Source organism: Rhodococcus sp. BH4 (assembly GCF_002079265.1).
Taxonomy (GTDB): Bacteria; Actinomycetota; Actinomycetes; order Mycobacteriales; family Mycobacteriaceae; genus Rhodococcus_F; species Rhodococcus_F qingshengii.
The window spans coordinates 41,217-62,328 of sequence record NZ_CP014942.1; the positions used below are offsets into that span (position 1 = coordinate 41,217).

19 protein-coding genes are annotated in these 21,112 nt (G+C 63.5%); 6 read left to right on the forward strand and 13 right to left on the reverse strand.

What is annotated here, in order from left to right; genetic code table 11:
* Positions 1-24: 24 nt before the first annotated feature.
* The gene (locus A0W34_RS33850) at positions 25-1,257 is read right to left on the reverse strand and encodes a GntR family transcriptional regulator (RefSeq protein WP_231915860.1); all 1,233 of its coding nucleotides are present in this window, start codon (positions 1,255-1,257) and stop codon (positions 25-27) included.
* A gap of 27 nt (positions 1,258-1,284) precedes the next feature.
* Entirely contained in the window at positions 1,285-2,679 is a 1,395-nt protein-coding gene (locus tag A0W34_RS29525; protein WP_042925976.1) for an MBL fold metallo-hydrolase, read from the reverse strand.
* A 578-nt stretch (positions 2,680-3,257) separates the two neighbouring features.
* Between A0W34_RS29525 and A0W34_RS29530 the strand changes: the two genes are divergently transcribed.
* Entirely contained in the window at positions 3,258-4,463 is a 1,206-nt protein-coding gene (locus A0W34_RS29530) for an NAD(P)/FAD-dependent oxidoreductase (protein ID WP_054186660.1), read from the forward strand.
* A complete protein-coding gene (locus A0W34_RS29535; protein ID WP_042925977.1) occupies positions 4,460-4,996 on the forward strand; it encodes an Rv2732c family membrane protein in 537 nt (178 codons plus the stop codon). Before A0W34_RS29530 ends, A0W34_RS29535 begins: the two co-directional genes overlap by 4 nt.
* A gap of 93 nt (positions 4,997-5,089) precedes the next feature.
* Here A0W34_RS29535 and A0W34_RS29540 read toward each other — a convergent pair whose 3' ends face one another.
* Together A0W34_RS29540 and A0W34_RS29545 are read right to left on the reverse strand one after the other, a co-directional pair.
* Positions 5,090-5,353 carry a metal-sensitive transcriptional regulator gene (locus A0W34_RS29540; protein WP_042925979.1) on the reverse strand — a complete coding sequence of 88 codons (264 nt, stop codon included), beginning with the start codon at positions 5,351-5,353 and terminating at the stop codon, positions 5,090-5,092.
* A 115-nt stretch (positions 5,354-5,468) separates the two neighbouring features.
* The gene (locus tag A0W34_RS29545) at positions 5,469-7,649 is read right to left on the reverse strand and encodes an MMPL family transporter (protein ID WP_054186659.1); all 2,181 of its coding nucleotides are present in this window, start codon (positions 7,647-7,649) and stop codon (positions 5,469-5,471) included.
* A gap of 134 nt (positions 7,650-7,783) precedes the next feature.
* Here A0W34_RS29545 and A0W34_RS29550 point away from each other — a divergent pair, with 134 nt between their 5' ends.
* From A0W34_RS29550 to A0W34_RS29560, 3 genes are read left to right on the forward strand one after another with little or no spacing between them, the layout of a single operon-like run.
* Complete coding sequence (locus A0W34_RS29550) at positions 7,784-8,029, forward strand: YgaP family membrane protein (protein WP_042926020.1); 246 nt, start codon at positions 7,784-7,786, stop codon at positions 8,027-8,029.
* Entirely contained in the window at positions 8,026-8,457 is a 432-nt protein-coding gene (locus A0W34_RS29555) for a DUF5313 family protein (RefSeq protein ID WP_042925988.1), read from the forward strand. Before A0W34_RS29550 ends, A0W34_RS29555 begins: the two co-directional genes overlap by 4 nt.
* 3 nt (positions 8,458-8,460) lie before the next feature.
* Positions 8,461-9,096 carry a class I SAM-dependent methyltransferase gene (locus tag A0W34_RS29560; protein ID WP_042925990.1) on the forward strand — a complete coding sequence of 212 codons (636 nt, stop codon included), beginning with the start codon at positions 8,461-8,463 and terminating at the stop codon, positions 9,094-9,096.
* A gap of 334 nt (positions 9,097-9,430) precedes the next feature.
* On the opposite strand, the gene A0W34_RS29565 is transcribed toward A0W34_RS29560, so the two are convergent.
* On the reverse strand, positions 9,431-10,135 hold the full coding sequence (locus A0W34_RS29565; RefSeq protein WP_042925992.1) for a TetR/AcrR family transcriptional regulator: 705 nt from the start codon (positions 10,133-10,135) through the stop codon (positions 9,431-9,433).
* A 203-nt stretch (positions 10,136-10,338) separates the two neighbouring features.
* Here A0W34_RS29565 and A0W34_RS29570 point away from each other — a divergent pair, with 203 nt between their 5' ends.
* Positions 10,339-11,814 (forward strand): MFS transporter, encoded by a 1,476-nt coding sequence (locus tag A0W34_RS29570; RefSeq protein ID WP_372510032.1) that lies wholly within the window; start codon positions 10,339-10,341, stop codon positions 11,812-11,814.
* A 16-nt stretch (positions 11,815-11,830) separates the two neighbouring features.
* On the opposite strand, the gene A0W34_RS29575 is transcribed toward A0W34_RS29570, so the two are convergent.
* The 8 genes from A0W34_RS29575 to A0W34_RS29610 form a co-directional block, all read right to left on the reverse strand.
* Entirely contained in the window at positions 11,831-12,385 is a 555-nt protein-coding gene (locus A0W34_RS29575) for a PaaI family thioesterase (protein WP_042925998.1), read from the reverse strand.
* A gap of 446 nt (positions 12,386-12,831) precedes the next feature.
* Entirely contained in the window at positions 12,832-13,896 is a 1,065-nt protein-coding gene (locus A0W34_RS29580) for a BtrH N-terminal domain-containing protein (RefSeq protein ID WP_042926000.1), read from the reverse strand.
* 46 nt (positions 13,897-13,942) lie between these two features.
* Positions 13,943-14,779 carry an SDR family oxidoreductase gene (locus A0W34_RS29585; RefSeq protein WP_054186658.1) on the reverse strand — a complete coding sequence of 279 codons (837 nt, stop codon included), beginning with the start codon at positions 14,777-14,779 and terminating at the stop codon, positions 13,943-13,945.
* A 395-nt stretch (positions 14,780-15,174) separates the two neighbouring features.
* Positions 15,175-15,915 carry a transglutaminase-like domain-containing protein gene (locus A0W34_RS29590; protein WP_054186661.1) on the reverse strand — a complete coding sequence of 247 codons (741 nt, stop codon included), beginning with the start codon at positions 15,913-15,915 and terminating at the stop codon, positions 15,175-15,177.
* Between the two features lie 69 nt (positions 15,916-15,984).
* The gene (locus A0W34_RS29595) at positions 15,985-17,193 is read right to left on the reverse strand and encodes an NAD(P)/FAD-dependent oxidoreductase (RefSeq protein ID WP_042926002.1); all 1,209 of its coding nucleotides are present in this window, start codon (positions 17,191-17,193) and stop codon (positions 15,985-15,987) included.
* Positions 17,190-18,578 carry a cytochrome P450 gene (locus tag A0W34_RS29600; RefSeq protein WP_042926022.1) on the reverse strand — a complete coding sequence of 463 codons (1,389 nt, stop codon included), beginning with the start codon at positions 18,576-18,578 and terminating at the stop codon, positions 17,190-17,192. Before A0W34_RS29600 ends, A0W34_RS29595 begins: the two co-directional genes overlap by 4 nt.
* Positions 18,579-18,602: 24 nt before the next feature.
* Positions 18,603-18,923, reverse strand: a complete 321-nt coding sequence (locus A0W34_RS29605) for a 2Fe-2S iron-sulfur cluster-binding protein (RefSeq protein ID WP_042926005.1) — start codon at positions 18,921-18,923, stop codon at positions 18,603-18,605.
* A 226-nt stretch (positions 18,924-19,149) separates the two neighbouring features.
* Complete coding sequence (locus A0W34_RS29610) at positions 19,150-20,901, reverse strand: FAD-dependent oxidoreductase (RefSeq protein ID WP_042926008.1); 1,752 nt, start codon at positions 20,899-20,901, stop codon at positions 19,150-19,152.
* Positions 20,902-21,112 lie beyond the last annotated feature (211 nt).

Consider the following 21,112-nt stretch of genomic DNA (forward strand, 5'->3'; position numbering starts at 1 on the left):
AACGCTCCTTGGATCAGTGGGTGCTTACAGGGCGTGCAGCGGCGTGGCCGGCACGAAGCGATAGCCCTCGCTCGGTGAGAACGTGGCCGAGACGGTGAACCGATCTCCTCGAACCACTGTGTGCCGCAACTCCACCGGCCGGGAATTCATGCAACCCAAGCGGCGGATCGACAGCGCGGCGGTCTTCGAATCGAGTTCGAGTGCTGCCGCATCCTCCCGATCCGGGACGACGGCAGTGACGTCCTCGCGGCCACCGGTGAGGCGGATGCCGCAGCGTTGCTCGAGCTCGATGTACAGAGCCGTGTGAGTGAAGTCCGCATCCAGGAGGTCGCGTGCCAGATCCCCCGGCAACCAGGCATAGTCGAGCGCCAACGGCATGGCCCCTGCCATACGGATGCGCTCCAGGTAGAGCAGCGGAGCCTTGGGACCGACCTGCAGAGTGACAGCGACCGCGGGGTCGGTCCGCAGTTCGAGTGCACGCACCACGCTGTGCTGAGCAACACCCGTGGCTTCCACGGCAGCGAAGAGACTGTAGAGCGCACCGAGAGGTTGCTCGATCACCGGCGGACCGGCCAGTCGAGAAGGCCGACCGCGCTCTGCAATCAAGATTCCTTCGTTCCGCAGGTGCCGCAGGGCCTCGCGGGTGGTGTGACGGCTGACGCCGTAGCTCGTCGTCAACGCATGCTCGCCCGGGAACTCGGAGCCGGCGAATTCGTCGTCACCGATTCGGCGGACCAGATCGGCATGCAGTTGCGCCCACAGCGGCATCGCACTGGAGCGGTCGAGCGCGGCACTGCGATCTGGTTCAACCATCAGAGGCCCTCCTGTCGATCTGTGTCGGAATCCGAATTCGAGCCGCCTGCTGCTGGCCCCCTCGAGGCCACTGTACAACAAATGTACGTACATCCGTACGGGCGGGTGTGATGCTCTGTACGCGTCGAAGCGATCTTCACCGAGAACCTCGGGTGCCGCAGCTCCCCCGTCCACGACGGACCATCCGTCAGCGTCGTCGACACGCAACGAGACGACCCTCGCATCGAGAAAGTTCTCGCCGAGCGCGAACGAGCTCCTGGTGGAGATCGCGCCGAACCTGGCGAATCCGTCGGCGTAGCGACGCGGCATCACGTCACTTCCCAGTCGGTCCCGGATCAGGCCAGTCGGTGCCGGATCGGGAGTGTCGCCCGGGGTCTGCTCTACCGCAGGTGGCGCGGCGAGCCGGCTGGGCGAGCACAGGACCGAACCGGCGGCGGACAGCACGACCGCCTCCGATTCGGGCGTGTTCGATCAGACTGTTTCGAGCTTGCGCTCGGCCCAGGCGGCGTAGCTGCCCTCGAGTTCGACGACTCGGTAGCCGGCGCGGCGCAGGGCGCTGGCTGCGACCGCGTTACGGACGCCGCTCTGGCAATAGGTCACGATCGGACCGCCCGTGGGCAGTCCGTCGAGGTTCCACAGCAATCGGCCGCCGCTGAGCTGGTCGGAGCCAGGTATGTGGCCGTCGGCGTGTTCGGTTTTGTTGCGCACGTCCAGCACCATTGCCGAGTCGAACGAATCCAGCTCGTCCGCACCGATCGTCTCGGGCGTCGTCATGGGGAGGCCTCGTAGACTTGTGACGTACCCGGTCACCGTATCGATGCCGACCCGCAGCAGGTGATCACGGAGCTCGTCGGCGACAGTGCGGTCCTCGGCGAGCACCACCAGTGGAGTGTCCTCTCGCTCGGGGTCGTAGACCCAGGCACCGAACGAGGCTGCCTTGCCGACGCCGGGGATGTTGAGCGCTCCGGGGACAGCGCCGGCGTGCACCTCATCGTGGCCGCGGGTGTCGAGGAGGACGACCTCGTCGGAATCGAGAGCGCGTGCCAATTCGGTGGAGTCGTACTCGTGCAGCGGAGAGAGTGGCCCGAGAACGACCGGGCCCTGCTTGTTCTGACGCTTCATCCGGCCGAAGTAGGCGTGTGCATCCGGTTGGCCGTCGAGCATCTCATCGACGAAGCCCTGCTCGTCGTCGCGCTCGACATACCCGGCCCACCAAGCGAAGCGACGTTCGTAGCCGACGCTGGTCGACGGGAGCGCACCGAGAGCTTTTCCGCAGGCACTGCCCGAACCGTGACCCGGAAAGACCTGGATATGGTCCGGCTGCGTGACAAATGATCGCTTCAGACTGCGGAAGATCTGTTTGGCACCCTCGAAACGGGTGTCGACACCGTCTGCAGCTTCGTCGAGTAGGTCCGGTCGGCCGAGATCGCCGGCAAAGACGAAGTCGCCCGTCAACATGTATCCCGGAGCATCGGCGAAGGCACCGTCGGTCACCAGGAACGAGAGGTGCTCCGGAGTATGACCGGGCGTGTGAACGGCTTGCACGGTGATGTTACCCAGAGCCAGCGTGTCGCCATCGTGGAGGCGTTCGGCCTCGAAGCCGTACTGCCAGTCGTCGCCGCCCTCTCCTGAGACGTAGGTGACCGCCCCGGTGGCCTTCGCAAGCTCGCGAGTGCCGGACAGGTAGTCGGCATGGATGTGGGTCTCGGTCACGGCGGTGATGGTCATGCCATGCCGAGCGGCCAGGTCCAGGTACACACCGATGTCGCGGCGGGCGTCGACCACCACTGCCTCCCCCTTGGCCTGGCAGCCGATGAAGTATCCGGCTTGGGCGAGGTCTTCGTCGTAGATGCGTTCGAGAAGCATTCAAATCTCCTTGTCGATCGTGGTGGCGTTCGTAGGGGCGTCAAAATTCATGGTACCCCGTGGGGTATTTTCAGGAGGTCCTGTGCGGCGAGGCACGGTCCCGATCTCACAAGGTGGAGGTGGAATGGGCGGCATTCCACTGGGCGACCAGGGGCATCGCAACCGACCGATCCAGCGCGGCGCAACCACTCACAGCGACACCGCAGCGGTTGCCGACCATCACGTCCTCCTCGGCCGTCCGGCACTCGCCGACTCGGGGCGGACGAGGAAATTTGATTCGTCCCGAGTGTGGCGTTTGTCGGAATCGGCGACTAGCCTTATCCATAATGTACGTACATCCGTACGATCAATCAAGGGAGAGGGCGTCCGTACACCTCGGCACGTGTCCTTGCACCACCTGCTCGAACGCCGGAATGACCTTCCAGCACGACTGCTGTGGATGCAGTGCACCTGGCCTCAATGACCACCAATGTCGTGACCACACGGCTCGCGCCCACACCGACGTCGAGCTGAACCACCCCGGCACCAACCGAAATCGAGACAGCTCACCGAGCTCGTGTCTCGAACAGGAGGACCACATGTCCGCGCACACCATCGACCACAAAGTCGCGATCATCGGCGGAGGCAACGCCGGTATTTCGCTCGCGGCACGTCTGCGGCGAGCAGGAATGACCGACATCGGCATCATCGAGCCGGCAGAGACCCACTACTACCAACCTTTGTGGACGCTCGTCGGTGGAGGCCGCGCCCCGGCCGCGGAAAGTGCGCGTAGCGAGGCGTCGGTGATGCCCCAGGGCGTCGGCTGGATCAAGGATCGCGCCGAGGGGGTCGACCCGGATGCCCAGACGGTCAGCACCTCCTCGGGAACTACGATCCATTACGACCACCTGGTGGTGTGCCCCGGCATCCAGCTCGACTGGGACTCCGTGCCCGGTATGGCCGAATCGATCGACACCCCGCAGGTCTCGAGCAACTACCGCTACGATCTCGCACCCAAGACGTGGCAGATGATTCAGAAGATGCGGTCGGGCACCGCAGTGTTCACGATGCCGTCCGGCCCCATCAAATGCGCGGGTGCCCCGCAGAAGATCGCGTACCTCGCGGCCGACTACTGGCGAGAGCAGGGCGTGCTCGACGCCATCCGAGTTGTCCTCGTCCTACCCACACCCGGAATGTTCGGGGTACCGGTGTTCGCCGAGGAGCTCGAACGAGTCGTGGCGCGCTACGGCATCGAGGTGCGCAAGAACAGCGAAGTCACCGCCGTCGACCCGGACGGCCGATCGGTGACGATCACTGATAACAGCGCAGGTACCACCGACGAGCTACCCTACGACCTGCTCCACGTCGTACCGCGCCAATCCGCACCGGACTGGATCAAGGCCAGCCCCATAGCGGACCCCGAGAATCCAGCCGGATACGTCCAGATCGACAAGAACACACTGCGGCACAGTCGATTCGACAACGTCTTCGCCCTCGGTGACGCCGGATCGTCACCGAACTCCAAGACCGGTGCCGCCATCCGCAAGCAAGCACCCGTGGTCGCCGAGAACCTGCAGGCGAGCATCGCCGGCCGTCCACTGACCGCACAGTACGGCGGGTACGCCTCCTGCCCCTTGACCACCTCTCGCAAGACGATGCTTCTGGCCGAGTTCGACTACACGATGCAGCCGGCCCCCTCGATACCGCTGATCGACACCACCCGCGAACGCCGCGACATGTGGTTCCTCAAGAGACGCGGACTGCCGGCGTTGTATTGGAATGCCATTCTCACCGGCCGAGCGTGAACGGTCGACCGCCGCACAGTTACGACCGCGAGGGCGACCTGAGCCACTACCGGTCGGTGTTCGAGGCCATAGAACGCCGCGTGATACCGGAGGTCGTGGTCACCCGGATCACGCCGTATCTGCTCGTTCTGGTGTCGGCGGCCGTGCTCGGCGTGGTGCTTCCACACACCGGCGGCGCCCATGGATACGACGTTCTTCTACGCACCGCACACGCCGACGCGGAATCAGCCGGGGTTTTGGCGACGCTGTTCACCGCATTCAGCGTCACGTTCACCGCTGCGGTGGCCTCGATCGCGCGTCTGGTTCGGCGGTTTCGATGGGCCGCTCTGGCATTGGCGGGCAATGGCGTCACCACAGTCTTCGGTGTGCTTGCGATCTGGGCGCGTCAGTCACTGGCACCGACGCAGACGTTCGCAGGCCCATCGACAGGCCTGTATCTGGGTGCGGTGGCCGCGTTGCTCTCCACTGTTCTCTGGGCACGTGTGGTGTTCACCCGCCCGGACGAGCAGCCCGGTCCAGCGCACAGGGGCTGACACGTCGCGGGCCCGATCACCCCACCTCGAACCGGCTACCCTGCCTCGCTCCGATCACCCCCGTGCATCGATGCGGGGGTGATCGGACCGTTGTCAGGCGAGGGCGAGAAAGAGCTTCTCGAGCTCGGCCTCGGTCATCTTCTCCCCTGTTTCCGCTCCGGTGATGCACTCACGGAGTCCGGTGGCGACGATCTTGAAGCCTGCCCGGTCGAGAGCCTTCGATACCGCGGCCAGTTGCGTGACGACGTCCTTGCAGTCCCGGCCGCTCTCGATCATCGAGATCACTCCTGCGAGCTGACCCTGCGCACGCCGCAAACGGTTCAATACCAATGCGATGCTTTCGGTGTCACCGGTCATGTCGTTCAGTCCTTCGTTCGATGAAACTCCAGTTTACCCCTAGGGGTAAGGGTGGTCGTGGTGGCCGAAGCCGAACGGCCTCGGCCACCACTGTGTTGCTCGAGATCGGTGACACTCAGCTGTGCGAGAAGCCGATCTTGGGCAGTACTGCTCGTAGCCACGTGGGTGACCACCATGCGGCGTGGCCGGTCAGGCGCAGGAGAACCGGCAGCAGAACCAAGCGGATGAGAATGGCGTCCAACAGTACGGCGACACCCAGAATGATGCCCATCTCCTTGGGTGGCAGTGGTTCGGCGAGCGCGAACGAGAAGAACACCGCGATCATCACCGCGGCCGCCGCGAAGATAACCCGTCCCGAGTGCGCCATTCCGTCGACCTGAGAACCGTGTGGATCACCGGTGTTCTCGTAGTGTTCCTTGACGCTCGACAGCAGAAACACCGTGTAGTCCATCGCAATTGCGAAGATCATCGCGAAGAAGAACACCGGTCCCCAGCCGTTCAGGAAGCCCTGCGGGGTGAATCCGAGCAGCGACGAGCCGTGACCGTCTTGGAAGATCAGCTTGGCCACACCGAAGGCCGCTCCGGTGGACAGCAGGCTGACCACCGTGCCGAGCAGGGCGATCAGCGGTGCCTGCAGCGCAATCAGCAGCAACAGGAATCCGAGCACGAGGATCACCGACACCACGATCGGCAGATACTCGTTCAACGCAGACTGCAGATCCAGGTTCTCCGCCGGTGCACCGCCGACGATCGCACCCTCGGGCAGCTCGGCGCGCAAGGCGTCGAGCGTGGTCTCGAGTGCGGGGTCCGACGGGTCCACGTTCGGGATCGCCTGCAGCATGACGAAGTCGGATCCGTCCATGGCGGGCATCGGCGGCGTCACCATCGATACGCCGGCCACGCTCGCTGCGATCTGCGCGGTCTGCTCCGCCTCCGCCGTGGGGGCGATGATCTGCAGCATGCCTGGTGCACCCTCACCCATCTGCGCCTGCACCAATTCGTAGCCCTGCCGGACCGGAGCATCCTCGGGCACAACCGAAATGGACGGCATGGCGACCTTCAGACCCAGCGCCGGAATCGACAGCGCCACCAGAATCAACAGCGAACCGATGGCGAACGGCCACGGATGCTTGTGCAACAACTGACCCCAGGACGCGAACTTCGGCGAGCGATGCACCTGTCGCTTCGCGTACGGGAGGGACCCGGCATTGACCTTCGGTCCGAGCTTGCCCAGAACTGCGGGAAGCAGGGTGAGTGTGGCAGCGAGCACGAACACCACCGCGAGCATGATGCCCACCGCCATCGTGCGCACAGCAGGTGCAGGTACCAGGAGTACGGCCGACAAACTGATCAACACTGTCAGTCCCGACAGCAGGACGGCTTTGCCTGCCGTATCCATGGTTTCGGCCACCGCGCGTCGTGAGTCGATTCGTCCGGCGTCGATCGTCTTCCGCAGGGCATCCCGGAATCGCACGACGAGGAACAGCGCGTAGTCGATACCGAGCGCCAGCGCGAACATCATCGCAAAGTTCATGGCCCACACCGAGATCGGCGTGATCTCGTTCAGCAGAACCAGACCACCCGCGGATGCAACCAGACCGGCCAGCGTCAACAGCAGAGGCAGGCCCGCAGCGACGAGCGAACCGAATGCGAGCACCATAATCGCCAACGTGACCGGCCAGGAGATGATTTCGGCCTTGATCATCGCGTCGTGGTTGGCCTTGTTGAAGTCACTCCACAGCGCGGAGGCTCCCGTCGGGTAGACCTCTATCGAATCCGTGGAGGCCGCGGTCAACTCGCCTTTGAGATCGTCGACCGCCTTCACCATCTCGTCGGTCGTCCCGTTCGCTCCACCGATGAGGATTCCGGTGTGCCCGTCCGGGCTGATCGACATCCCCGGTTGCGGGGCGATGACCTCGGAAATTCGCGAGTCGGCGGCCAGAATGTCGGTGACCTCGGAAATGACAGCTGCCACAGCAGGATCGGTCACCTGCTCGGTGTCCGAGTGCACGACCACCTGTATCGCGGCCGAGGAGTTCCCACCGAAATGCTCCTGGGCAAGTTCCCGAACCTGGACCGACTCCGATCCGTTGGATTGCCAGCCGGCACCGGCGAGAGAGCCGAACACCGACGGGGCAAATGCTCCCAATCCGATGATGACCACGAGCCACGCCGTCACCACCCACTTGAAATTGCCGGCCATGCGCGCACCGAAGCGCGCCAACGGCCCGCCGGTGATCCCTGGCGGCGAGCTGTCTGCAGAACTCTCGTCGGTTCGAACGTCCGTAGAACTCACATCATGTCCTTACTGGTCGGGAAGATGGAGGAACCCTAGCATGGTACCCCAGGGGGTATGCTGAATGTTGACACCTACCCCCTGGGGTATACATGTGGTGCCGCACCACACTCACAGAATCGAGGACCGAACTCATGTCATGCACCGACACCCTCACCGGCCCCGGCGGACCGAGTATCGAACGCGCAGTCCCCGCACTGGCGGGCACCATGATCCTCGCCAGCCTCGCCGCCGGTTCCCTTCACAACCGCCGCTGGCATGCCCTGACAGCATTCGTCGGTGGCAATCTGCTGCTGTATTCTGCAGTCGGATGGTGCCCGGCCAGCTTGGCAATGCGGCGACTGGGGATGCGCCAGAGCACAATGACCCCGGCCCGGTGAACCGCTACAGGACCCGCCCTACGCCGTGGCAGTGGGTCGGCTACGCCTTCGGTCGTCCTCTTCCCTCGACCATGACGGACTGGGTGGCCCACGATCTGACGGGTGATCACGCCGTCGTTCGGCACCTCATTCGCGGCCAGGTTCCGTTTCTTCCCATCTACGCCGTGTTCATGTTCTTTCCGGGTGAGCTGTGGTTGCGTGGTGCCATGGTGCTTCTCGCGGTCCTGCTCTCGGTGTTCTTCACCGCCTCGTACATGGAAGAGAATCGGCAACGCCGCCTCGTGCGGCACATGCTGCCGCACGATCTGACGAACCCCCGCAAAGCGCAGGAATCGGAACTGGTCAAGAAGCGTTATCTCGCGGCGCACCCCGAGTCCGGGGCCTCACGCACCGCCGCGGCACCCATCGCTCCCGGCCGGGAGCACTGAGCGATGGTCGTCGATCCAACGCACCGTCTCGCCCGGTGGCAGCGATTCTGGGACAAGCAAGCGGCCGGTTACGACAAGCACATGACCTTTCTCGACCGAGTCCTCTTCCGCGACACCAGGTCCTGGATCTGCAGTCGCGCCCGAGGCCAGGTTCTCGAGGTCGCAGTGGGAACTGGACTCAATCTCGAGCACTACCCGGCAGGGACGTCGTTGACCGGAATCGAGTTGAGCCCGGACATGCTCGCGCAGGCGCATACTCGGGCCGCCGGCGTCAGACCCGACGCTCGCCTAGCTCTCGGGGACGCTCACGCTCTGGATTTTCCCGATGCATCTTTCGACACCGTGGTGTGCACGTTCTCGCTCTGCGCCATCCCCGCCACGGACATCGCGCTCGCGGAAATGTCGCGAGTGCTGCGTCCAGGTGGAACGTTGCTCCTCGCCGATCACGTCGCCTCGTCGATCCGGCCGGTTCGATGGATCCAACGCCTTCTGGAACTGGTGAGCGTCCCGGTCGGTGGCGAGCACTTTCTGCGCCGGCCCTCGCTCGCGATCGCCGGTGACGAGAGCTTCTCCATCGAGGACATCGACCGGTTCACTCTCGGTCTCGTCGAGCGTCTTCACGCCCGAAAGGTGTCCTGAACGGGCAATTACGATGGCCGCGGCACGAATTGCCGGCCACGCCCCGGTACATCGGTCTCGACGAACTCGAGAAGTCGTTTTTTACAGTCCACCCACGCTTGTCGCGCGCCCACGGCGAGCGACCCAGGAAGTAGGGCCAACGAGATCAGCACACCGGTACTTCGCGACGACGCCGAGACACTGGAACGACTGTCAGTTTCAGAAGACGGCTGCACGATGTCAGAAGTGCACTGCAGTGCAACTCCGAGTTCTCGAGCACACGTCCGGCCGTATCCAGTGAGCGCTGCGATCCCTGACTGGATAGCGCATTGATGGTGAAATTTCGCATCAAGTTTTATTGGCCGTCGGTGAGCTGCGGGTCTAGCGTCGCGGCCGGCCATGGACGGCTGTTGTCGCGCGAAGTGCTCGATCGGACACTTGCGGCATGGGCGGCGAGAAAGTTGTCGACGATTTGGATGCAGTCGTCGGCGTGGATGTGGCGCAGTCCTGTGAGGCGAGCGAACACTATCGGTCCGAGGAGCTGAATGAGGGCGAAGGTGGTGTCGATCTCGCCGAGCACAGCGCGGGCGTCAGGGGCCGTCAGGATCTGATCCAGGGACCTGCGGTATTGCTCTATGACACGGGCCCGAAGCGAGACCACCGCGCCAGGATCGAGATCGCGCCGGCTGGCGTCGCCGCTGTTGACGGGTCCCATTGCCAGCCAGGCCAGCGTGGTCATCTGCACCGGAGCTTGTTCGATGAGGTCGGCTTGGGTGGTGAGCAACGAAATCAGACGTTCGCGTAGCGGACCGGTATCGATATCGGTGTCGACTGGGGGTAGTAGTCGCTCGAAGGTTGCAGCAAGCAGGTCAGTGGTACTTCCGAAGTGGCGGTACAGCGTGGCACGCGCAACCTTCGACATGCGGGTGACCGCCTCCACGGTGACCGCCTCGACACCGCCGGTGGCCAGCAGCTGGCCCGCCGCTTCGAGTAACCGGTTACGTGAGCGCGCCAGCCGGGGGTCGGCCGGGCCCTCGGCCGCAACGAGAGGGTCGACCATGAACGGGCTCCGCTCCATTTGACTGACAAGACATGTCCTCGCATGACCATTCTGTCACACCCGCAAAGTTATGATACTAATAGTCTCGTACCGAGACGATCAGTCTCGAACTGGGAGGCTGGCCGTTGAACGAACGTAGATCCGACTCTGCCAGCGTCGCTCGATGGAGCGGTGCCCAGTGGTGGATGTTGATTGTGTCGTGCATGGCAGTCGCGTTAGTGGTGGCCGCAATGGCGGCATTGTATTCAGCGTTGCCACAGATCGCGGTCGCGACAGGGGCGACGCAAGCTCAACTGACCTGGATAGTCGACGGTTATACGCTGGTTTTGGCGTGCTTCGTTCTGCCTGCCGGTGCGATCGGTGACCGGTACGGTCGCCGCGGGGTGCTCGTGGCGGGGTTGGCGTTGTTCGCTTTCGCGTCGGCCTTGCCCTTGTTTCTCGCCGACCCGGCGTGGCTGATCGCTGCTCGCGCGTTGGCTGGGGCGGGTGCGGCGCTGGTCATGCCCTCGACGCTGTCGATACTGACCGCGGGATTTCCACCGGCGCATCGCGGTCGCGCTGTAGGTGTGTGGGCCGGGGTTGCTGGATCCGGGGCGGTCCTGGGCATCCTCGGGGCTGGTGTGCTGCTCGAACAGTGGTCGTGGACCTCGGTGTTCGTCGGGTTGACCGTCGCCGGAGCGGTTCTGGCCGGGTTGGCATGCAGTATCGCGGAGTCCCGCCAGCAGGAGCATCCACCGGTCGATTGGGTGGGCGCGGTGACCGTAGTTGTCGCGGTCGGGGCGATCGTCTTCGCTGTGATCGAGGTTCCGGCCCGTGGCTGGTCGGATTCGCTCGTCGCCATCAGCACTGCGGTGGGCTTGTTCGCAGTTGTGGTGTTCGTCGTCGTAGAACTACGTTCCTCGGCACCCCTACTCGATGTCCGGTTGTTCGCCCGCCGTGGCTTCGGTGCCGGCGCACTGTCGGTCTGTATCCAATTTCTGGTGACCTTCGGGGTGTTCTTGCTGTTGGTGCAGTATCTGCAGTTGATTCTCGGTTATGGACCGCTCACCGCCGCGTTGGCGTTGACCCCTATGGTCGTGCCGCTCATCGTGATCTCGGTGATTGCACCCTGGCTGTCGAACATTGTTGGCCTGCGGGTGATGACCACTGTAGGTCTGCTCACCATCGCGGCGGGACTGGTGATGGTGAGCAGACTGACCGTCGCGGCGACTTACCCTGACCTGCTGTGGCCCTTGCTCATCATGAGTGCGGGTTTGGGGTTGTGTACCGCCCCTGCGACTTTCGCCATCGTCTCGGACACTCCTGAGGCCAAGCACGGGGTGGCTGCCGCGGTCAACGACGCAGCTCGCGAAATCGGTGCCGCGATTGGGATTGCGGTAGCCGGTAGCGTGCTCGCGGCCGGTTACGTTCAGCACATTCAGCCGGCTCTGCCCCAGCTACCCGAGCCTGCCCGTGGTCCGGTGGCCGATTCTCTGGCCGCCGCGTTACAGGTCGCCGACCGCGCAGGACCAGCTGGTCAGCCGCTGGCCGAGTTCGCCAGAGCCGCATTCGTACACGGAAGTGGTCAGGCGACACTGGCGTTGGCGGCGCTGACCGCCGCTGGGGCACTCGTCCTCGCCGTCTTTGCGCCAGGTAGACGCAGCCGTACGACAGCCACCGCGGGTGATGGACGTCGGTGAAGGTCGGCCAGGGTGTCTATTCTTCGGTGTGATTCGTGTCCGTGGCCCGGAGTTGGGCTCGGGCTTGGGACTGCATGAAGTGTTCGACCTCGACCACCACGAACAGGGCAGTAGCGGTGGCTACCGAGCGGCCCTGCGCATCGTCCATCGTGGCCGTGAGATCCAGTTTGCGCCCATCACGAGACCGAACGGCAGCACGCAATACGTATGGAGTGCCGAGCAGAACCGGCGCCAGGTAGTCGAGCTCGAGACGCCGCGTCACGGCGAGCTCACCCACTGTGTAGAGCAGGAAGCCGAACAGATCGTCGAGAACGGTCGCCACCGCGCCTCCGTGTGCTATCCCGGGTGCCCCGACATGACGTTGATCGAACACATGGTGAGCCACCACGCCGTTCTCGTCACGCTGGACCGACAGGGCGTGGCCGTGCGGGTTCTGCGGCCCACAACCAAGACAGTCGGGGTGGTGGGGCGGTAGATCAGGCGACTCGGAAGTCGTGCTCCAGAACGAGCGCGCCCAGTTCTCGACAGCGGGGCCGGCCGACCCGCTGACCTCGTCTGGAATTCTTTTCATGGTCGGACCTCTCTGTCGTGAAACCGTGCCGAGTCTGTCGCGTCTTCGCGCGCTCGGCCTGCACCGCAGCATCCGGTCGGGCGTTCGTCCGACCGGTCGGCGCACTCGCCCCCGCCATGATTACCACGAGCGGGAGTCTTCTCACTCAACGCACCGCCCGGCCCGATAGCGCACACGACGCGGCCGTCGAGCCGAAAATGGTGACCGCGAAACATCGAGGGCTTCCGTCGGCGGGCTGAATTGTTGTCGGCGTGGGGCAGGGATCAGGGTCTGTTGCCGAGCAACGACACGGCATCGATGCAGCGTCCACCGAGAGGCGTCCGACTGTTCCGTCCGGCAACTCCTCGGTCGTTCGGTGTTTCCGCACGCCTGGGGCGATCCGGCACGAGCGGCTGCAGCACAGTGCGATGCGCCGTGCACCGCGCGCCGTCGAACGCCGATGGGCATCATGTCGTGGTGGCGGCCAGCGAGCGTGAAGCAGACTCCAGGGACTCCACCAAGATCAGCTCGAGTGCAGGCAGTTTGGCAGCCGACACGGCCACCGCAGCTGCGCGTGTTCGCACATCGAGACCGCGTTGTGTTCCGGCGCGGGCAGTTTCGGTCCAGGCCTGGGCGCAGTGATCGGCGGCCGCCGCGAGGTCTGCGGTAGCGGGATCACCGGTCAGACGTGCAATCTCGGTACAGCCGTCGGCGAGAAGCCGACGAAAGAGCCCGCCTCCGGTTCCGGCCTTTTCGATGAAGATACCGAGACTGAACAGCAGCGTCTCGAGGTCATCGGGCGGAAGGTCGACCCAGCTCTTCACGTCGGTTGCCAGCTGGTCGACCGCGGCCAATCCTTCGGCACCGGCCGCTGGTACGTGGTCGGCTATTCCCGGTGTCGATGGGGCGCGCATGCTGGCGGCGGATCGGGCAAAGGCCGCGGCCGCGGCAGTCGACACGGGCGGCAGTGTCTGCGGCCATGTGATTCGGTACGTGCAGTGACGTGTCGGTTGCGGGAACGAGGTGGAAGATCGCGCCCGAGCGAGCGCGTCGAGCGGGATCTCCTGCACATCGGCCCGATCGTTGTCGACGACCGAGGCAGTCCCCCCGATCTCGTCGTAGCCGATCACCACGATGTCGTGGCGACTCATCTGCAGTTTCACCCGTAAGTAGGGCAGTTCAGCGATATCGGCCCAGACCAGACTGGGTCGTCCCGCATCGATGTCGTCGCGAACCCATGACCATCCCTCAGCGGGATCGTCGGTCGTGAGAACCTCGACTTGTCCGCCGAGCCTGCGCGGCAAGACGATCTCGAAGTCGGCACCGCGGCCGACCAGGTACATCGGTGGGACCAGGTCGTCCGATCGCAGGTAGGACAAACCGAGATCACCACCCAGTGCGAACACCAACCCCTCGTCGGGTGGTCCGTCCCATCCCAGACCGTGCCACTGGAGAAGGTCTCGCATTGCACCTGACCCGCAGTGCCCTCCCATCCGGTGGGGATAGTTCTCGATCAGAGTCGTGCGGGTCACTGTGGCTGCCTTTCGGGTGGATGGTCGAGCGCGCATGTCGGCATCCTCAGCTGTTCCGGATTCTGTCGAGATACGTTCGGCGAGCAGCCATGTCGACGTCCGCGAGGAACACCGAATCTGTGTTCAGGGCCGCACCCAGTCCGGTCACCAGACGCCGGGGGACGAATTTCACCGCCGCGACCATTGCGCCTGCGAGACGGGTGACGCGGACGAAGGGGCGTGGATTCTCGATCAGATCTGCTGTCGCGCGGGCGATCTCCTCCGGCTCGGCGTTGCGTAATCCCTTTGCGCCGGCGGTTCCGGCGACGAGTTCGGTGTTGGTGAACGTCGGGCGGACTGTGGACAGTCGAACCCCTGACTTGCGATACTCCAGTCGTGCGGCCTCTGTGAATCCGATGACTGCGAACTTGGTAGCGCAGTAGGTCGCCAAACCAGGTACCGCGAGCTCGCCGGCCAATGACGCAGTGTTGATGATGTGTCCGGTGCGGCGCGGCAGCATGCGCTGAAGAGCCAGTTTGGTCCCGAAGATGACCCCCAGGACATTGATCTCGACTTGACGCCGGGTTACTGCATCGTCCTCTTCGTGGGCGTGGCCGGTAGGCATGATGCCCGCGTTGTTGATCAGGATGTCGAGGGGTCCGAGTTCACGTTCGACCAGGTCCAGAAACGTTGTGAACGAGTCAGGTTCGGTGACGTCGAGTCGGGTGACGACCTTCACCCCGAGTTCGGCGGCGGCCTCCTTCGCACGTGCCTCGTCGATGTCGCCGATGGCGACCCGGTGGCCTCGTCGAATCAACTCCTTCGCTGTCTGATAGCCGATGCCGCGAGCTCCACCTGTGATCGCCACGGTCCTGGCGGGGGTGTGAGGTGCGTTGTTCATCATGCTGCGCTCCTTGCATAGATAAGAGACATCGGTAGACGCCGTTCGGGCCGCTCTCGCGGTAGCGGTTGCGCACACAGGAGAGGGATATGGGTATCGCGCGTCGTCTCGTGCCCGGGGAGGCGTTCGGATCGGTCGTTCATCGCCCGCAGCCGCAACCCCAGCGGCAGAACGGGTCTCGTCTGTTCGGTGCAACTTCCGGTGCCCGGCCTCAACACGGCCGCGGCGACGAGACAGTCATGTGGCACAGCTCTGCCAGCAGGTGTCGGCTCACCCGATTCGAAGGTGTCCGAGGCGGTCCGAGTGTTCACGATCGCGATTGTTCGCGGAGAGAACTCCGACCGATCGGCAGTCGGCCGCGATACGGGGTTCGGCGCGTATGTTCTCACCGCTTGTGTTCATCGAGACTCCCGCGGCGAGTTTCGATCCCCGGGAGTTTCGCCCGGCCGGGTGCGGCCGGTGAAAACATCATCGAGTGGGTGAGCGCCCGTGAAGATCGTGGGGCCGTAGGCGTGCCGAAGCACCGTCAAGATCGCGTTCAAGGGTAGGTCATCGAAGACTCCTCGCTCGCGGACATACTCCATGTGCTGAGCTCCGTCTGCGGTGAAGGCATGCATGAGAGCATCGCGATCGCCGTCGAATTCCACTGGCGGCACGCCGAAACGAGCGCACAACTCGACATTGAATGCCGGCGTGGCCTTCAACCACCGGCCCTCGATGTAGAGGCGACTGTAGCCGTGGTAGACGAACAGGTCGGTGCCGCCCATCAGCGCGCGCAACGTCTCGGTCTGCAGGTGATTTCGGACGTCGGCGAAACCGAGCAGTGCCGGGATACCCGCCGCCCGGCACACTGCGGTCAACAGCACCGCCTTCGGGACGCAATAAGCGCGCCCGGTCTCGAGGACGAAGCTCGCTCGATAGTGGGCAGGATCGTCCGACACGGTGTACGGGTCGTACCAGATCCGGTCGCGGACGGCGGCGAAGAGGCGTCTGGCCTTGTCACGGTCGCTGCTCGCATCCCCGATTGCCGCGGCGGTGAACGCCCGCACGGATTCGTGCTCGATGTCGAGGAAGTCCGTTGCTCCCAGATACGCGTGTGGTGGCTGCGTCGTATGTGCCCCGGGCGGGCGGTCTGTCATGGTCATCGCTGATGTTCCCTTTTCTGAGCAAACCGGTTGCTGTTGTGTGCACAACGACCGAAGGATCGGTCAGTTGCGCGCGAGTCCGCCGAGCATCAGGTCTTCGCGTTGGACGGAGAGTCGCTGGGCGATCACCCGTTTGCTGTACATGAACTCGCGCGGGCGACCTATGCAGTCGGCGGCAATGAGCTCACCGGCCTGGAGATAGAAGCAACTGAAATCACTGTCACGGGTGGGGTCACCGCTGAGAACCACTTCGTCGTATCCGGTGTTGAGGCCGGCGATCTGCAGCTTGAAGTGATACTGATCTGACCAGAACCACGGCAACGCTTCGATTTTTCTGGACTTCCCGCAGGCGGTCGAGGCAGCGACTTTGGCCTGCTCTCCTGCGCTCGAGACGGACTCCAACCGTAGTCGACGGCCGTAACGGGCCATGTCGTGGCTCGCGCAGTCCCCCGCCGCCATGATGTCGGGGTCGTTGGTCCGAGTGTGATCGTCGATCACGATGCCGTTGTCGATGACAAGACCCGCATCGGCGGCGAGGTCGGTGTTCGGCTCGACGCCGACACCGACGATGACCAGATCTGCGGGGATCGATTCCCCGCTGGCCAAACTGACTTCGCGAACCTCACGGTCACCGGACAGGCCTTCGACCATCGCGTTCGTTCTGATGTCGACTCCCTGCTCGCGATGTATCCGCTCGAAGAACGTCGATACCTCGGGAGCAGTGACCCGCTCGAGCACACGCCCAGTTGCCTCGAGAACTGTGACCTGCACGCCCAGTGCGCGCAGCGATGCCGCTGTCTCGAGTCCGATGTAGCCGCCTCCGACGATCACCACCCGCCGGCCAGGGCCGGTGGCCATACGGATCCTCTCGACGTCCGCTGCGGTACGTAGGTAGTAGACCCCGTGGAGATCGGCCCCGGGAACGGTGAGCCGACGAGGGCGGGCTCCCGTGCACAGCGCGAGCTTGTCGTAGGCCAGCTTCTCCCCGGTGTCGAGAACGACGTTGCCTTCCGACCGAACGATGGCCTCCACCTGCGCGTTCAGGAGCTGAATACCTTGCTTGGAGTAGAAGTCCGTGCTGCGAATGGCGATATCGTCGAGTACGCATTTGCCCGCCAGGTATGCCTTCGACAGCGGGGGGCGTTGATAGGGAGTGGCAGACTCGTTACCGATGAGGACGATCTCGCCTGTCCAACCTTCTTGGCGCAAACTAGCTGCCAGTTGTGCCCCAGCATGGCTTGCGCCGACGATGATCGCCCGTTGCGATGTCATGCGCTGGAAGTAGGCGTCAGGCGCACCATCATCTTGCTGATGCCCCGCACGAAATTCGACTGAACGTACTCGGGGTCGCCGACGACCTCGATGTTCTCGAAGCGGGGAAGCAACTCCTCCCACAGAATCCGCAGCTGCATTTCGGCCAGCCGATTGCCCATACACCGGTGTACACCGAATCCGAACGCGATGTGATTGCGCGCATTGGCACGATCGATGATGAAATCATCAGGATTCTCGAAAACGCGTTCGTCGCGGTTACCCGAGGCGTACCACATCACCAATTTGTCACCCTTGCGGATGAATTGTCCGTTCAGAACGGTGTCGGCTTTGGCGATTCGGCGCATGTACGCCAAGGGTGTTTGCCATCGGATGATTTCCGAGTTCATGTTGGGGATCAAATCGGGATTGGCCTTCAATTTCTCGAACTGGTCGGGGAATTGGTTCAACGCAAGAACGCCACCGCTCATCGAGTTTCGCGTCGTGTCGTTCCCACCGACGATCAGCAGGACGAGGTTGCCCAGAAATTCCATCGGACGATCGATCAGATCCTTGGTGTCCTCGTTGCTCTGCAACATGGTGATCAGATCGAAACCGGACTCTTCCCCTGCAGACCTCCTGGCTGCTTTGTCATGCCAGAGAGCGCTGAGGCCACGGGCCATGTCACGCATGCCCTCGAACACCTCGTCGTTGTCCGAGGGCCCACCGTTGGCTTGCTCCATCGAGGTTGCCAAATCGGACCAGTAGACGAGTGTGCGGCGTTGTTCGTAAGGGAAATCCAGAAGAGTTGCGAGCATCCGAGCTGTCAACTCGATCGAGACATTCTGCACCCAGTCGAACGGCTCGTTCAAGGGGAGGTCGTCCAGCACCTCCCGTACCCGCGATCGGATCAGTCCCTCCATCTCCCGGAGGTTTTTCGGTGCGACAACCCCCTGGACGGCAGCGCGCTGCTTGTCGTGGCGTGGCGGGTCCATCGCGATGAACATCTCGATATCGAGAAACCGGGGCGGGACGCCGATGACGATGAACGGTTCGGCCGAGAACACAGCGTGATTCTTGTCGACGGCCACGATATCGGCATGGCGCGTGACCGACCAGAACGGGCCGAACGGACTGTTGGGTTGGTAATGAACCGGTGCCTCGTTCCGCACGCGCTCGAAGTACGACTGCCACCGCCCTTGTCTGTAAAGAAAGGGGTTACTGAGGTCGATGTCGGCGAGCTCGACATCCTCGACCGGTGGAATGGGACTTTCGACGAAAATCTTCTTGCCATTCGTGCCAGTCACCCACCGTCGGGTCTTGTCGTACAGATGAGCGCCCTGGATCTGCAGCCCTATAGGGATGGTCGACTGGACCTTGTCGGTGATCGACTCAGAAACTTTCATGCTGTCGTGCCTGCCTTTCACACATCACAATTGGAATTCAGGTGTTCGAACGATCAGGCCATCCCACGCTTCCGAGGCCACCATCTGGCACGACAACCGAGACGTGGGTTCACGCTCGGGGTTCATCGCCAGCATCTCCTCCTCGTTGGCACCGGACAGACCCACCTCTCCTGACCACTGCGGGTCGACGATCACATGGCAGGTGCCACAGGCCGTTTCGCCCCCACAGTCTCCATCGATCCCCGGCACAGCATTGTCGGTTGCAATCTGCATCAACGATCGACCTTCGACCAAGCCCGCCTCGTGCTTCTCACCATCGTGGGCGACGAAAGTTACAACTGCCATGTCAACTCCTCAATTTTCTTCCGCGATTGATAACAGTGTCGCCGCAAACGTGAATGGCGGCCATGTTACGTAGAGTCAAAAACTTGTGAATTCGGGTCAGACGGTTCGCCCCAGAGATCCGACCTGAGTCCACTCCAGATGTGGAGTGCGACAACTCTGCGCTCCGCACGAAGGCATCGAGCGACTGGGCTCCTGTTTCGAAATGCGCGCTCACCAAGTACTTCTTTCACCGCGAAGCCGTCTCACCGGCGACCAGATGGCCATTTCGGATCTCGACGATAGGCAATCTCAGTCCACCCGGAGCGTCCACCGGAACAACGGGCGAGTTGGGGGCGATGGGATCGAGCCGCTGATACGGAAGCCCCTGTGCCGGACGAAGATCCAGCTCGCCCTTGTTCGGCCACAGTGCGGCGGACCGCTCGGCCTGCGCACTGATGGTCAGCGACGGATTGACCCCGAGGTTTGCCGACACGGCCGCCCCGTCCACCACGCTCAGCGTCGGGTAGCCGTGGACGCGGTGGTACGGATCGATGACGCCGTGCGCCGAATCCGAGGCGATGGCGCAGCCGCCGAGGAAGTGGGCGGTGAGCGGAATGTTGAACAGCTCTCCCCAGGTACCGGCCGCGAGGCCGCCGATCTTCTTGGCGATCCGCCGGGTGGCGTCGTTGCCTTCGGGGATCCACGTCGGATTCGGCTCCCCGTGGCCCTGCCTGCTGGAGATCGTGCGGCCGAACGGCCCACGCTTGGTGAACGTGGTGATCGAGTTGTCCAGGTTCTGCATCACCAGCGCGATGATGGTGCGCTCGCTCCAGTGCCGGACGTTGACGACGCGGACGAACTGAATCGGATGCGCGATCATCGCGAACACGAATTTGAGCCAACGCGGAATCTTTCCTCCGCCGTCGGTCATCAGGGTCTGCAGCATGCCCATCGCGTTCGAACCCTTGCCGTAGCGGCACGGCTCGATGTGCGTGTTGGGGCTGGGGTGGAACGAGGACGTGATGGCAACGCCACGCGTGAGATTCATCGACGGGTCCACCTCGTATTTGGCCGCTCCGACGATCGACTCGGAGTTGGTACGCGTCAGTTCGCCGAGTGTGTCCGACAGCTTGGGCAGCGCGCCGGTGTCTTTCATCTTGTGCAGCAGGTTCTGAGTGCCCCAGGTACCGGCTGCCAGAACGACATTGGCCGCGCTGTAGGTCTTCTTGCCCTTGCGGAGCCGAGCGCCGGTGCGCTCGGTGTCGACATCCCAGGTGCCGTCGGATCGGGGGCGCAGGCCGGACACCGTCGTCATCGGCACGATCTCGGCTCCTGCGCGCTCGGCGAGACCGAGGTAGTTCTTGAGCAGGGTGTTCTTGGCTCCGTGGCGGCAACCGGTCATGCACTCACCACATTCGATGCAACCGGTGCGCTCGGGGCCTGCGCCGCCGAAGTACGGGTCCGGGACGGTCTTGCCGGGCTCGTCACCGAAAAACACGCCCACCGGTGTCTGAATGAAAGTGTCGGCGACGCCCATGTCCTCGGCGACCGACTTCATCACCTCGTCGGCAGGGGTCATGTGCGGATTGCGCACCACGCCCAGCATGCGGGTGGCCTGGTCGTAGAACGGCGAGAGCTCACTGCTCCAGTCGGTGATGTGCGCCCACTGCTTGTCCTCGAAGAACGGTGTCTGCGGCTTGTAGAGGGTGTTCGCGTAGTTCAGCGATCCACCGCCCACTCCGGCACCGGCGAGGATGAGGCAATCGCGCAGCAGGTGTACGCGCTGGATGCCGTACAGACCGAGTTTCGGTGCCCACAGGAAACGCTTGAGATCCCAACTGTTCTTCGCGAAGTCCTTGTCCTCGAAGCGTTGCCCGGCTTCCAGGATCCCGACGCGGTACCCCTTCTCCACCAGCCTCAGCGCGGTGACACTTCCGCCGAAGCCCGAACCGACGATCAGAACGTCGTAATCGATTGAACTGCTCGGTGGCGTCGCCATGGCGTCTCCTTCTGGTTCTTCAAACCGGATAACTGCTCCTCGCCCCAGGGGCCTGGACCCCAGCGCAAGAGTGCGCCCCCTCGACGGTGAGACCAAAGCCGACCGCCTGCCTACCCGGGCACACTACTATACAGACGATGACTTTTTGTCCAATTAATTGACAGATGCAGCCTGCGTGTACAGATACTAGTGATGCAGCTCATCAACCACA